Here is a 13,414-nt window from a genome sequence, read left to right as displayed (position 1 = left end):
CACGTGAAGTCCGGCCGGAGGCGAGGAAGCCGTATGAGCGTCATCCGAGTACCTAGTGCGAAGATCGCGCTGTCCACCGCGTCCGTCTATCCGGAGCGCACCCCCGACGCCTTCGAGCTGGCGGCGCGCCTCGGATACGACGGTGTGGAGATCATGGTGGGCGCCGACCCCGTGAGCCAGGACATCGACGTCCTGGAGCGGTTGTCGGACCACTACGAGCTGCCGATCCTGGCCATCCACGCGCCGTGCCTGCTGGTGACCCAGCGGGTGTGGGGCAAGGACCCGTGGGCCAAGCTCCAGCGGGCGCAGCGGGCCGCCGAGCGGGTGGGCGCCAAGACGGTCGTGGTGCATCCGCCCTTCCGCTGGCAGCGTGACTACGCGCGCGATTTCGAGACCGGCCTGGTCCGGATGCGCGAGGAGACCGACGTGGTCTTCGCCGTGGAGAACATGTTCCCGTTGCGGGCCCGCGGCAACGAGGTCGTGCCCTACTCCCCGGACTGGAACCCGGTCGACTACAACTTCCCGCAGGTGACGCTGGACCTGTCGCACACGGCGGTGTCCGGGGTCGACGCGATGGAGATGTTCACCAAGCTCGGCGACCGGCTCGCCCACCTGCACCTGGCCGACGGCGTCGGGGTGGCGAACAAGGACGAGCACCTGGTCCCCGGCCGGGGCGGCCAGCCGTGCGCGCCGATCCTGGAACGGCTGGCGGGCAACGGCTACGACGGCCTGGTCGTGTTGGAGATCAACACGCGCAAGGCCGCCAGCCGCACCGAGCGGATCGACGACCTGACCGAGGCGCTCGCCTTCGCGCGCCTGCACCTGGCCACCTCTTCCAGCGTGTGAGCTCTGACAGCGCATGAGCGGACGACCTCTGACCGCAAGTCCCGTGGCGACGCGGGAGATCGACCGAGGAGTGAAAGACCCGTGGCGACGCGGGAGATCGACCGATGAGTGAACGACCTGTGAGCGATCGACCCGCGGGCGGGCAGCCCGCGAGCGAGCCGGACAGCGGCAGACGGCGTCCCGGGCGCAGACCCGGAGCGGCGGACACGCGCGGCCAGATCCTGGCGGCCGCGCGCGAGACCTTCGCGGAGAAGGGGTTCGACAAGGCGACCATCCGCGGCATCGCCCGGCAGGCGGAGGTGGATCCGGCGCTGGTCCACCACTACTTCGCGAGCAAGGAGGGAATGTTCGTCGCGGCCATGGAGCTGCCGATCAACCCCGACGACGTCATACCGATGATCACTGCGGGGCCGCGCGAGGAGATCGGCGAGCGGCTGACCCGGTTCGTCCTGACGATGACCTCCGACGCCGGCGCCCGCCAGCCCGTGCTGGCGCTGGTCCGTAGCGCGATGACGAACGACCAGGTGGTCGCGATGATCCGGGAGTTCCTCACGCAGGCGATCCTGAATCGGGTCGCGGAGATCCTCCGGATCGCGCCGATCCGGATGGAGGCGGCCTTCGCGCAGCTTTTCGGGGTGGTCCTGATGAGATACGTCGTCAAGCTGGAGCCGCTGGCCTCGGTCGACGTCGAGGAGCTGGTGCCGCTGCTCGCGCCCACGATCCAGCGCTATCTCGACGGGCCGTAACGGCACCGGCGTCCGAGCCGCTATCCGGCCGGCGTCCGGCCGGCATCTGGTCGGCGTCCGAGCCGGCATCCGGCGGCCGGCATGTGTGCAGAGCATTGTTCTGGGCATCGAAGTGGCCATATGGTGACCACGGTCACCACGGATCGCGGTCGGAAAACAAGTTACCCGTCGGTAGGATTCGTGGCGACCCGTCGTCACCGTGGATGACCGGCGGTCGTACGCTGGCAGCCAACGCCGTCTGTGGGAGGACCCCGTGCTCTGGGTAGCGGTAATCGGGCTGGTCATGACAGCCGTCGCGGTCGCGCTTGCCGCGCGCCGTGTGCTGTTCCTATATAAGCTCGCCACCGTCGGGCCGCCCGCGCCCGAGCGGGTCGAATACGCCAGGAACCACGTCGGTGACGAGGTCAAGGCGCAGCTCGTCGAGGTCTTCGGGCAGAAGAAGCTGCTGAAGTGGACCGCTTCGGGCACCGCGCACTTCTTCGTCATGTGGGCGTTCTTCATCCTGGCGACCGTCTATCTGGAGGCCTACGGCGCCCTGATCCAGGGCGCGGTCACCGGCACGCCCGACTTCCACATCCCGCTCATCGGGACCTGGGCCGTCCTGGGCTTCCTGCAGGACTTCATCGCGGTCGCGGCGCTGATCGGCCTGATCGCCTTCGCGGTCATCAGGATCAAGAACTCGCCCAAGAAGCTGGGGCGCAAGTCCCGCTTCTCCGGCTCGCACCTCGGCGGCGCCTGGCTCGTCCTCTTCATGATCTTCAACGTGATCTGGACGATGTTCCTTTTCCGCGGCGCCGCGTTCAACACCGGCAACCTCCCCTACGCCTCCGGGGCGTTCGCCTCCGAGGCCGCGGCCGCCCTGATCAGGCCGCTGGGCGAGTCGGTCAACGAGGTGCTGGAGCACGTCGGGCTCCTGCTGCACATCGGCGTCATGCTGGTGTTCCTGGTGATCGTGGTGAACTCCAAGCACCTGCACATCTTCACCGCCCCGCTGAACGTGATGTTCTCCCGCCGCCCGAACGGCAACGGCTCCGCCCAGCCGATGCGGATCGACGGCAAGGTCGTCGACTTCGAGGACGAGGACCTCGACGGGGACAAGCTGGGCCGCGGCAAGATCGAGGACACCACCTGGAAGGGTTTCCTCGACTTCTACACCTGCACCGAGTGCGGTCGCTGCCAGTCGCAGTGCCCGGCCTGGAACACCGACAAGCCGCTGTCGCCGAAGATGCTGATCCTCGACCAGCGCGACCACGCCTTCAAGGTCGCCCCCTACCTGATGGCCACCCAGGAGCAGCGGGCCGACCTGCACGAGGACGTGCTCGCCCTGCTGGACAAGCCCCTGGTCGGCGAGGACGGCGTCATCCACCCGGACGTGCTGTGGTCCTGCACCAACTGCGGCGCCTGCGTCGAGCAGTGCCCGGTGGACATCGAGCACATCGACCACATCCTCGACATGCGCCGCTACCAGGTGATGGTGGAGTCGAACTTCCCGTCCGAGGCCGGCGTCATGGTCAAGAACCTGGAGAACAAGGGCAACCCGTGGGGGATGTCCGAGATGAAGCGGGCCGACTGGATCGAGGAGCTCGCCGGCCGCGACGAGGATCCGATCGAGATCCAGCTCATCGACGAGACGATGCCCGAGGACACCGAATACCTGTTCTGGGTCGGCTGCGCCGGCGCCCTGGAGGACCGGGCCAAGAAGACCACCAAGGCCGTCGCGGAGCTGCTGCACATCGCCGGCGTGAAGTTCGCCGTGCTCGGCCCGATGGAGGCCTGCACCGGTGACCCGGCTCGCCGCCTGGGCATGGAGTTCCTCTTCGACATGCTGGCCAAGCAGAACATCGAGACGCTGAACGAGGCCGGGGTCAAGAAGATCGTCGCGACCTGCCCGCACTGCTTCAACACCCTCGCCAACGAGTATCCGCAGCTCGGCGGCACCTACGAGGTCGTTCACCACACCCAGCTCCTGGCCAAGCTGGTGGACGAGGGCAAGCTGGTGCCGGTCACGCCCATCGAAGAGAAGATCACCTACCACGACCCGTGCTTCCTGGGCCGTCACAACAAGGTCTACTCCCAGCCCCGCGACATCATGGCGAAGGTGCCGGGTGTGCAGACGCAGGAAATGCACCGGCACAAGGAGCGCGGTTTCTGCTGCGGCGCCGGCGGCGCACGAATGTGGATGGAGGAGCGGCTCGGCAAGCGCATCAACACCGAGCGCGTGGACGAGGCGTTGACCACCGATCCCGACACCATCTCCACCGCCTGCCCGTTCTGTCTGGTCATGCTGGGCGACTCGATCAACGAGAAGAAGAACGCAGGTGAGGCGAAGGAGACGCTGGAGGTCGTCGACGTCTCCCAGCTTCTGATCAAGTCCATCAAGGGGCAGCCCGTCGAGGCCTCCTGACCGGCGGTCAGGCACGGCTTTCCGGTCAGTCGTGCCTGACAATCGGTAAAGATGTGGAGAAAAGGACGCTAGGTCCGAAACTCTTCCTGTCTATTACGGAAAAATCACGGTAACCTCAACGTCGCGTAGCTCATTGGACGGGGAGGGAGCTGACGATGCGTGCCGTCGTCACGGACGCCGAGGTCACTCTGACCGACGTTCTCTCGGTCCGGTTGTCCATCGACGAACCGATCGCGAGCGGCGCCCAGCTGATCCTGCGTCATCGCGTCACCACCGACGAGCGTCCGGTGGTGCTGGGCACCCCGGGAGCCGAGGCGCGCGACGCGACGCTCGCGGTCTCGCTCGCGCCGCTGACCCTCATCCCCGGCCGCTGGGACGTCTACCTCAAGCAGGAGGGGACGCCGCGCACCCGGCTGCGGAGCGTCGATCCGGGTTTCTCCCTCGACCGTCTCGACACCTACGCGCTGAGCCGTCGCACCCGGGCCCACCGAGCCTACCGGACGCGTAACGGCTTCCTGGCGCTGAAGGTGGACGAGGCCGAGCCGGCCGCGGAGGTCCGCGCGGTCTGGTTCCGCGAGGGCCGCTTCGAGGTCACCGGGCTGCTGGCCTTCACCGGCTTCGACGACGACGAGTCCCGGCACGAGGCGCGGCTCACTCTGCGCCGCGGTCATCCCGACGCCGAGCTCACCACGACCGCGACGGTTCAGGGGGTGCGTTTCCACGCCGCGCTCTCCCTGTGCGACGTGCTCGCCGCCGCGCCCGAGCAGCCGGGCACCTGGGAACCCTCGCTGGAGGTGGACGGCCTGGCCGCGCCGCTGCGCCTGGGCTCCCGGCTGGACGACGTGGACGGCAAACGACGGCGCCTGCACTACCCGGCGGAGGAGATCGACGGGGTGCCGATCCGACCTCGCTACACCGCCGACGACGAGCTCAGGATCGAGGTCGGAGGGTGAGGATCTGCCTGCTCGTCCCCTCCGTCTACGGCATGCGGGGTGATGTCCGCTCGATCGTCAACCTCGCGGGGGAGCTGGCCGGACGCCACGATGTCGAGATCGTCAGCGTCCGCCGCCACCGGGAGAAACCGTTCTTCCCCGTGGAGCCGAGGGTGACGCTGTCCTGGGTGCTCGACGCCCAGCCCGGCGCCCGGCATCTGCTGCCACAGGGGCAGATGCGCACCGAGGTCGCCCTCTGGCGGCGGCTGCGCGGGCTCAAGGCCGATGTGGTCATCAGCACCAGGCCGGGGCTGAGCGTCCAGGTGGCCAGGCACGCCCCCCGCGACGCCGTACGGATCGCCCGCGAGTGGGGACACCCGCCGGTGCCCGGACCGATCAGGAAGTTCTACCCGCGCCTGGACGCGGTGGTCACCCCCACCGAGACGATCCGCGAGGAGTGGGACCGCCTGCTGGAGGGCGGCGTCGGGGTCGAGGTGATCCCGGACGCGCTCCCCGCCGGTCCCTGGCCGCGCTCGCGGATGGACAACCGCATCGTCGCCGCGGGCGGGCGCTGGGTGCCGGGGAAGGCCTACGACCGTCTGGTCCGTGCGTTCGCCACCGTCGCCGACAAACGCCCCGACTGGCGGCTGCGCCTGTACGGCGGAGGCCCGGAGGACAGGAGCCTGCGCGACCTGGTCCAGGACCTGAACCTGCATAACCACGTCTACTTCATGGGCACGACCTCCGATCTGACCGGCGAGTTCGCCAAGGCGTCGATCGTGGCGGCGACCTCCCGGGCCGAAGTGCCCGGCATGACGGTGATCGAGGCGATGGCCAGCGGCGTGCCGGTGATCGCCTTCGACAGCCCTGGCGGGCCGGGCGACTTCGTGACCGACGGCCGCAGTGGAGTCCTGGTCCCCGAGGGGGAGGGCGAGATCGAGGCGTACGCGTCCGCGCTGCTCGCGCTCATCGACGACGAGCGCCGGCGCCGGGAGCTCGCGGCCGGCGCGCTGGGCGCCGCGGCCGCCCACGCCGCGCCTTCGGTGGCCGAGCGGTGGGAGAAACTGATCGCGACCGCTTCCCGTTGAGCCTCACACGAGTACCGTTGGGGCATGCATGGCTACAGTGGCGACAAGCAGGCCTATCTGACCCGGCTTCGGCGGATCGAGGGACAGATCAGGGGTCTGCAGCGGATGGTCGAAGAGGATGCCTACTGCATCGACGTGCTGACACAGGTCTCGGCGGCCACACGAGCGCTTCAGGCGGTGGCGCTCGGCCTGCTGGAGGACCACATCGGGCACTGCGTGGCCGACGCCGTCAACACCGGCGGCCCCGAGGCGCAGGAGAAGGTCAAGGAGGCCTCGGCGGCGATCGCCCGCCTCGTCCGTTCGTGACTAGTCACCGGACCATCCTTCCGAACCACGTCCCGGACTCCTGTCGAGGAGCCCGGGACTAGGCCGTTCGGACGGTTTCCTCATCGGCTTCAGCAGATCGCCGAAGCACTCAATCCGAGCGCGTTGTCGAGCTCCGCCAAGGTAAGTGGCCGTTCGCTGATGGCGACGGCGGTCAACACCTCGGCGTAGAGCGCGATCTCGTCCAACGCGACACGGTCGTGGACCCTAGAGTCCAGGTCGTCGTGCCCCACCGCGTCGTCCTTCCTTCCGCAGCCCACACCCACTTCGAGGTTACGGCGGGCGCTCTTACGTGCCCATGGCCCATCGGGACCATTCCTTACGGCACCGTCGCGCCCTCAGAAGGATCATTTCCCGAATCGGAGATCACAATTCAGACAATCAACCGATGTGTGGGGGGATAGAGGGATATAAGGAGAGTAAGGGGAAAATAACTGCATTTGTGGTTTAAGTATGCTGGCCCTTGTCAGAAGTGGCGGGGAAAGGTCCCCGAGACTCCGGGGACGGGGTCGTCGCGCTCGTGGATCAGCCGGTGCACGAGCGCCGAGGCGGTGGCGAACCCGCGCTCCGGCACCGTGGTCCCGCTGAGCCCGCACCACGCGAGTCCGGTGGCGTAGGCGGCGCCGAGCAGGGCCGCCGCCGAGGCCCGGTCCGGCGGATGCAGCGCCGGCGGCAGCTCGCCGGAACGCGGCCAGCACCCCCGCAGCGGGTGCGCCGGGTCGATGAGCACCACATGGAGGATGTGCCGCAGCTCCGGGTCCAGCAGCGGGTAGAGCGAGTCGGCCGCCCGGGGGGCGAACGCCGCCAGATCGGCGGCGAGGAGCGAGGCCGCCACCGCCCGCGGGTCGGCGCCCTTCGGCACCAGGAATTCCAGCGCCTGGACCAGGTCGTAGACCACGTGCTGGAAATGCTCGCCCGGGGAGAGATCCGGCAGCGTCATGTGGGGCGGGCAGCGCGACAGCCACGCCTGCCGTACGGCGCCGTCACCGTGGTGGGCGACGGAGGGGTCGGGGCCGGTACGGCGCAGCACCGGCTCCAGCATGGTCAGCAGGGCCTCGGCCCGAGGACGGAAGCGCCGGTCGCCGCGGATCGCGTCGGCGGTGTCGGCCATCAGCGCGACCAGCCGGAGACCGGCCTCGGGGTGGCCCGCCCTGACCCGCTCGCCGTACAGCGCCACCAGGTCGTCGAGAGAGGAGGCGGGCAGCCAGCGCACCCACTCGTCACCGGGCAGCGGACGGGCCAGGAACTCGCCGAACATCGACAGCAGCACCTCGTTGCCGTCGAAGGCCGGGGCGTAGGCGCACCACATGAGCGTGCCCCAGACCGCGGCGACCGGGCTGGCCACCTCACCGGCGAAGATCTCGGCGAACGGCCCGATGAGCGGGAAATCCTCCCGGCGCCTGCCGCGCTGGGCGATGACCAGCTCGCGGACCCGCTCGGTGACGTCGAGCGGCACGTCCGGGCCGACGAACCCCTGAACCGACCCCCGGTCGGCGGTGAAGTCGGGACCGCCCGGAACCACGTACGGCACGATCATCGAGGTGGTGTGGACGACCTGTGCCGCCGCGCGGAAGCCCGGATCGGCCGGGGGCGCGGCCAGGTGCCAGCGTCCGTCGGCCGGATCCTGCCGGTACCACCGGGCGTGCGCGCCGAACAGCCAGCGCCCGCCGTCCGGGGCGACCAGGGTGCGCAGCGCGATCGCCTGGGCACGCGCGGGCAGCGGGAGCGCCGCCCATCGGTGGTCGGCGACCATCGTGCGCACATCGCTCTCGATGACGTCGAAACAGTCCCAGTGCCGCACGGCGGTCATGTTACCCATCGCCTCCCGGCGCGTCAGCGGCCCGCGGGCCCGGCACGCGGACGCTCAAGCCGGTGAACCTGGCCACGCGGACGCTCAAGCCGGTGAACCTGGCCACGCGGACGCTCAAGCCGGTGAACCTGGCCACGCGGACGCTCAAGCCGGTGAACCTGGCCACGCGGACGCTCAAGCCGGTGAACCTGGCCACGCGGACGCTCAGGCCGGTGAGCCCGGCCACGCGGACGCTCAGGCCGGCGGGACGACGGTCGCCGCCCGGTGCCGGGCGGCTTTGGCCAGATAGTTGTCGGGAGTGCGGGCGAAGGAGGCGCGGTCGTCGTCGGTCAGCTCGCGGACGACCTTTCCCGGCACACCCGCGACGAGCACCCCGGCCGGGATCTTCTTGCCCGGCCCCACCAGGGCGCCGGCCGCGACGAGCGAGCCCGCGCCGATCCGGGCCCCGCCGAGCACGATCGCGCCGATGCCGACGAGCGCGCCGGTCTCCACATGGGCGCCGTGCACCATGGCCTTGTGCCCCAGACTGACCCGGGACTCCAGCACGGCGGGCTGGCCGGGGTCGGCGTGCAGGCAGCACAGGTCCTGGATGTTGCACTCGTCGCCGACCTCGATGAGCTCGTCGTCACCGCGCAGGACCGCGCCGTACCAGACGTTCGCGGCGCGGCCGAGCCGTACCCGGCCGACGATCACGGCCCCGGGGGCCACGTAGGCGTCTGGGTGGATCTGGGGGATCGCGTCCCCGTCGAGGGAGGCGATGTAGGGGCTGGTGTCCATGTGATTGATGTTACGGTGAGTGAGCTTGCCCGATATTTCCGCAAGCAGGTCACGCGTTCCGGTTGCGGACTTGGACAGTAAGCAGGAAAGTCGTCTCCTGACGTCTCCTTTCCCGCCACACAACCTCCACGGGCAGCGCTATGACAAACCAGCACGAGAGCTTTCCCGATCTGATGCATGAGGACTCGTTCGAGGTCGTCATGCGCGGCTACAACCGTCGCCAGGTTCACGACTACATGAACCGCAACCGTAACCAGATCCGCGATCTGGAGGAACGGCTCACGCGATCGATCGAGCAGGTCGAGCAGAGCCGGATCGAGTTGTCGGAGGCACGGCGGAGGCTTTCCGACGCCCCGCAAGACTACGACGAGCTCGGCCAGCGGCTCAGCCAGATCCTGAAGCTGGGAGAGGAGGAGGCGGGCGCCAAGAGGCAGGTCGCCGAGGCCGAGGCCAACAAGCTGCGCGAGGACGCCGCCGAGGAGGCGCAGCGGCTGGTCAACTCGGCGCTGGAGCGGGCCGAGGGCATGATGAACGCCGCCCAGCAGGAGGCCGAGCGCCGGGTCGCCGAGGCCACCGCCGCCGCCGAGCAGATGCTGGCCCAGGCCGGCGGAGACGCCGAGGAGACCCTCAACGCCGCCCGCGCCGAGGCCGAGGAGACCCTGCGCGGCGCCCGCGCCGAGGCCGACCGGATGGTCACCTCGGCCAGGAACGAGGCCGAGCGGACGATCGAGAGCGCCCGTGCCGAGGCCGAGTCCACCCTGGGCAGCGCCAGGGCCGAGGCGGAGTCCACCGTCTCCTCCGCCAACGCGGAGGCCCATGCCACGCTGACGGCGGCCCAGCAGCGCGCCGCGCTCCTGGACGAGACGACCGGCCGCCGGGTGACCTACCTCACCGACACCCACCGTGAGGTCATGCGCCGCCTCAACGAGATGGGCGCCGTGCTGGGAGACCTGATCCACCGCGAGAACGCCGCCGGAGCCCTGATCGACGAGGCCTCCGTGCTTCCCCCGGCTCCCGTGCAGGCCGCCCTCGCGTCCACGGCCGCTCCCGCGCAGGCCGCCCAGGTCGCCGGTTCCGAGGACGGGCGCGAGCACGGTTTCGAGGAGGGGTCGGCGACGGCGTCCGACGGCGAGACGGAGACCGAGGTCGAGGCTGAGATCGAAGCCGAGGTCGAAGCCGTCCGGGTGATCGTGGAGGACGACGAGGACGAGGGCCGCGACGATCGCTTCGCCGGGGGCCGTCGCGCCGGGGTCTTCGACGACACGGACGTGAATCTGGGCCGCGCCGCCAAGGAGAACGACGAGTACGCCGCGCGTAACTGACGCGAGCGCCCGCCGTACGGTGAACCGGCGCGGCGACATGCCACGGTCCCGCACCCGCCGAGGTCAAGCGGAAGCCCCCGCCCCCGATAGGGTCGGGGGCTTCCGCGATTGGGGGCCCGGCGCCGGAGCCGCGCGAGATCCGCTGACCCGGGCACCGGGCGGCTCTTCAGGGATTCCTCCTGCCGGAACGGTCCTGTTGGTCACGTAACCGCTCTCGCAGTCCTTCCCAGTCGTCCGCGTCGATGGTCATCGCGCAGCCGACGTCACGCTGGGCGGCGGTCAACGGGTGGTGGCGGGTAGCCCACCACCGACCCGCGTCACTCCGCCAGATCGTCCAGTCGGGGAACTCCCGGGCGATGTCCGCCAGATGCCGGTCGAATGACATCTATGCACCTTCCCCGCGCCCAGGTCCGTCTGTGTGACCCTCCACTTCTGACGGTGATGCACTTCTCTAGAGAAATCAATGATCGTGGGGGACAGGTCAACCTATCGGTTGACGGGCGGCCTTGATCTATGAGTCGAAGTCGTATTGGAGTACATAAGAGGCGGCATCGAGGACCATCTCGTTGACCTCGACCGGAACCCCGCTCGCGGTGTAGGCGATCCGGCCGATCGCGATGACCGGGGTGCCGGCCGGAAGGTCGAGTTGCACGGTCTCGTGGGGATGGGGCATGCGGGCGCGCACCTCCTCGCTGAAGTGCACGGGGGTGTGGCCGAGGTCGCCCAGGCGCGCGTAGACGCCCCCCGGTCCGGTGTCGTGTCGTGTGATCGCGGTGTCCTCCACCAGGGCGGCGGGGAAGTGGGAGACCGACAGCTGGACCGGCCTGCCGTCCACCGAGTAGCGCCGGCGGCGCACCCACACCTCGGTGCTGTTCAGGATCCGCGCGACGGACTCCTCCGCGATCTCCCTGTCGATGTTCACGTCGTCCACGGTGTAGGGGCGACCTCCGGTGTCGGAATCCCAGATCGGCCGCCCCTGCCCCCACTGTTCACGGGAGAGCCTGCGCGAGCCGTGCCGCCTGATCGGCCGGAACTGTCGGACGTAGACTCCCGAGCCGCGCTTGGGCACGGCCAGGCCTTCGTTGATGAGTACGGACAGGGCCTGTCTGGCGGTCGCGCGGGCTATGCCGTACTGCGCCATCAGGGCGTTCTCGCCCGGAAGCCGATCCCCGTCTCGGAGCTCGCCGGACAGGATCGCTTCGCGAAGCCCGTCGGCGATGCGCCGATAGATCGGGGGCTCGGGAGGAACCGGGGATTGCTGCACGTTTGATCACCCTCTGTCACCAACCGGGTTTGGCGTCTCCAGAGAACTTGCCCCGTCTTGTCCACGATCGCACAGATGCAGAGGTTGGTCCCGTGACTTCTTTTGAGAGGATCGTGCCTATGTGGCGATCTTCGGGGGTTTCCCCGGCCCGTTACCGTGGAACGGTCCTGGCCGCTATTCGCCCGGCCCACCATCGCCGCGTGACGAGCGCGGCGAGTACGGCACCCGCTGTATTGACCAGCACGTCGTCGGCGGAGCTCACCCGGCCCAGCCGCAGGACGTACTGGAGGACCTCCACGATGAGCGAAGCGGTGGCCGCCACGGCCGCGATCCTGGCCGCCGAGGCGAACCGGGCCGAGCGGACCGGAAGCATCGCGCCGAGCGCGGCGAAGACCAGCAGATTCCCTCCGACCTGGACGAACGCCGTCTCGCCCGATCCCCGGAACACCGTCCACAGGTCCGTGAACGGGATGAGGCTGATGCCGCTGCCGCCGGCCCGTGGGGTGAGGATCATCCAGATCCAGGGTGCGGTCCCGACCGCGATGACGACGTCGGCGACGGCCGTACGGACCGGGAAGGGGTGACCCGCGCGGACGCGCCACAGTGCCAGGAGACGGGTGGCGATGAGGGCCGGCGGAATCGCCAAAACAGCCGCGATAACTATATTTCCCCATGCGTTCCACGCCTGTTGCATGGGCAATGATGCCGGTGATCGGCTCCTCCCGGACCGCTCCCCGGGGTACGGGAAGGTGACCTTCAGGCAAGGGTCCGCGCCCGGCCCGTTACCCGACATGTCGCCCGGCCCGCCGTCCGAAACGTCACTCGGGCTGCTGCTGATTCACCCGAGGTGGCGGCCGAGGAACTCCACGGCACGCTTCCAGGTGACCGGCGCGGCCCCGGCGTCGTAGAACTGCGGGGCCTCGTGGTTGAGGAAGGCGTGCCCGGCCTGCTCGGCGACGTACACCTCGATGTTCGGCCGCCCCTCCGCGGCCTCCTCCACCTTGGCGACCTGCTCGCGGGGGATGTAGGGATCCGAGCCGCCGAACACGAACAGCGCCGGAGGGGCGATCTTCTCCATCAGCCCGGCGGCGTCCGGTACGGCGGAGCCGTAGAACGACAGCAGCGCGTCCACCTCGACGGTCGTCGCGAGGAGATAGCCGATCGAACCGCCCAGGCAGAACCCGACCACCGCGGCCCCGCCCTCGGCCTCGGGCAGCCCTCGCAGGTGCGCCAGTGCCATGGCCGAGTCGGCCACGCCGTGCGGAATGTCGAACTCGGAGGCCACCTTCAACGACGCCGTCAGCCCGGCCTCGCCGTGGTCGGCCACCCAGTTGCGCTGCAGCCGCCAGAACAGGTCGGGCGCGCCGACGACGTAGCCGAGCGCCGCGAGGTCCTCGGCGACCTTCCTGATGTACGGTCCGACTCCCCAGATCTCCTGGATCAGCAGGACGACCGGGCCGCTGCCGCCCTCCGGCAGCCACAGGTGCAGGTCGAACGAGCCGTCGGTGACGGTGACCGTCTCGGTGCGGGCTTCCATGGATCCTCCCTGAGGACTGATCGGATTGAACGACCGGTGACCCGCATACCCGCTGAGGCGGAAGAGTTGCGATTTTTCCGCAAAAGGTCCCATCCGGGGTAGTCCTCGTTGAGGGCGCCGGTCATGATCAAATTCCATGTGCCCCGGGACGGCTCCCGCGACACGGCCTGCCGGTAAGATCCGTGCAATCAGGCACTCGCGATCGCAGCGGCGCAGGTCGGCACCGGCGCCCGGCGCCCGGCCCGCAAGGGACTGGACCCGGCGGAGTCCATGTTCCGTTCGATCAGCGTCACCCGTCTGACCTGGGCGAACTCAAACGCTTGTACCTGGTTGCATGAGTCTTGCCGACACCCCGTCTCCCCAT

At 69.3% G+C, this 13,414-nt stretch carries 14 protein-coding genes; 7 read left to right on the top strand and 7 right to left on the bottom strand.

Annotated features, from left to right (window positions below; all coding sequences use genetic code 11):
• Positions 1–33 precede the first annotated feature (33 nt).
• The 6 genes from ACQPYK_RS46905 to ACQPYK_RS46880 all read left to right on the top strand — a co-directional run bounded on the left by ACQPYK_RS46905 (position 34) and on the right by ACQPYK_RS46880 (position 6,322).
• Positions 34–846, top strand: a complete 813-nt coding sequence (locus ACQPYK_RS46905) for a sugar phosphate isomerase/epimerase family protein (RefSeq protein ID WP_433247375.1) — start codon at positions 34–36, stop codon at positions 844–846.
• Between the two features lie 119 nt (positions 847–965).
• On the top strand, positions 966–1,592 hold the full coding sequence (locus tag ACQPYK_RS46900) for a TetR family transcriptional regulator (protein WP_433247372.1): 627 nt from the start codon (positions 966–968) through the stop codon (positions 1,590–1,592).
• A gap of 253 nt (positions 1,593–1,845) precedes the next feature.
• Positions 1,846–3,996, top strand: coding sequence for a (Fe-S)-binding protein (locus tag ACQPYK_RS46895; protein WP_433247369.1), 2,151 nt, complete (start codon positions 1,846–1,848; stop codon positions 3,994–3,996).
• A gap of 155 nt (positions 3,997–4,151) precedes the next feature.
• The gene (locus ACQPYK_RS46890; RefSeq protein WP_433247366.1) at positions 4,152–4,949 is read left to right on the top strand and encodes a hypothetical protein; all 798 of its coding nucleotides are present in this window, start codon (positions 4,152–4,154) and stop codon (positions 4,947–4,949) included.
• Entirely contained in the window at positions 4,946–6,016 is a 1,071-nt protein-coding gene (locus tag ACQPYK_RS46885; RefSeq protein ID WP_433247363.1) for a glycosyltransferase, read from the top strand. Before ACQPYK_RS46890 ends, ACQPYK_RS46885 begins: the two co-directional genes overlap by 4 nt.
• Before the next feature lie 24 nt (positions 6,017–6,040).
• Positions 6,041–6,322, top strand: coding sequence for a metal-sensitive transcriptional regulator (locus tag ACQPYK_RS46880; RefSeq protein WP_433247360.1), 282 nt, complete (start codon positions 6,041–6,043; stop codon positions 6,320–6,322).
• Positions 6,323–6,806: 484 nt separating this feature from the next.
• Here ACQPYK_RS46880 and ACQPYK_RS46875 read toward each other — a convergent pair whose 3' ends face one another.
• From ACQPYK_RS46875 to ACQPYK_RS46865, 3 genes are read right to left on the bottom strand one after another with little or no spacing between them, the layout of a single operon-like run.
• Positions 6,807–8,159, bottom strand: coding sequence for a hypothetical protein (locus tag ACQPYK_RS46875; protein WP_433247357.1), 1,353 nt, complete (start codon positions 8,157–8,159; stop codon positions 6,807–6,809).
• Positions 8,152–8,376: a hypothetical protein gene (locus tag ACQPYK_RS46870; protein ID WP_433247354.1), complete on the bottom strand. Its 225-nt coding sequence runs from the start codon at positions 8,374–8,376 to the stop codon at positions 8,152–8,154. The genes ACQPYK_RS46875 and ACQPYK_RS46870 overlap by 8 nt, the downstream gene beginning before the upstream one ends.
• A gap of 8 nt (positions 8,377–8,384) precedes the next feature.
• Entirely contained in the window at positions 8,385–8,927 is a 543-nt protein-coding gene (locus ACQPYK_RS46865; protein ID WP_433247351.1) for a gamma carbonic anhydrase family protein, read from the bottom strand.
• Positions 8,928–9,067: 140 nt separating this feature from the next.
• On the opposite strand from ACQPYK_RS46865, the gene ACQPYK_RS46860 reads away from it, so the two are divergent.
• A complete protein-coding gene (locus tag ACQPYK_RS46860) occupies positions 9,068–10,249 on the top strand; it encodes a hypothetical protein (RefSeq protein WP_433247348.1) in 1,182 nt (393 codons plus the stop codon).
• Positions 10,250–10,415: 166 nt separating this feature from the next.
• Here the strand turns inward: ACQPYK_RS46860 and ACQPYK_RS46855 are convergent, their stop codons facing one another.
• From ACQPYK_RS46855 to ACQPYK_RS46840, 4 genes are all read right to left on the bottom strand, one after another.
• Positions 10,416–10,634, bottom strand: a complete 219-nt coding sequence (locus tag ACQPYK_RS46855) for a hypothetical protein (RefSeq protein ID WP_433247345.1) — start codon at positions 10,632–10,634, stop codon at positions 10,416–10,418.
• A 126-nt stretch (positions 10,635–10,760) separates the two neighbouring features.
• Positions 10,761–11,513 (bottom strand): GntR family transcriptional regulator, encoded by a 753-nt coding sequence (locus tag ACQPYK_RS46850; RefSeq protein ID WP_433247342.1) that lies wholly within the window; start codon positions 11,511–11,513, stop codon positions 10,761–10,763.
• Positions 11,514–11,664: 151 nt separating this feature from the next.
• Positions 11,665–12,159 carry a VanZ family protein gene (locus tag ACQPYK_RS46845; protein WP_433247339.1) on the bottom strand — a complete coding sequence of 165 codons (495 nt, stop codon included), beginning with the start codon at positions 12,157–12,159 and terminating at the stop codon, positions 11,665–11,667.
• Between the two features lie 192 nt (positions 12,160–12,351).
• Complete coding sequence (locus ACQPYK_RS46840) at positions 12,352–13,050, bottom strand: dienelactone hydrolase family protein (protein ID WP_433247336.1); 699 nt, start codon at positions 13,048–13,050, stop codon at positions 12,352–12,354.
• Positions 13,051–13,414 lie beyond the last annotated feature (364 nt).

The sequence above is a fragment of the Streptosporangium sp. CA-135522 genome (assembly GCF_050949235.1).
Lineage (GTDB): Bacteria > Actinomycetota > Actinomycetes > Streptosporangiales > Streptosporangiaceae > Streptosporangium.
Note: the sequence above shows the minus strand (reverse complement) of the source record. Positions and strands in the feature narration are given on the sequence as shown.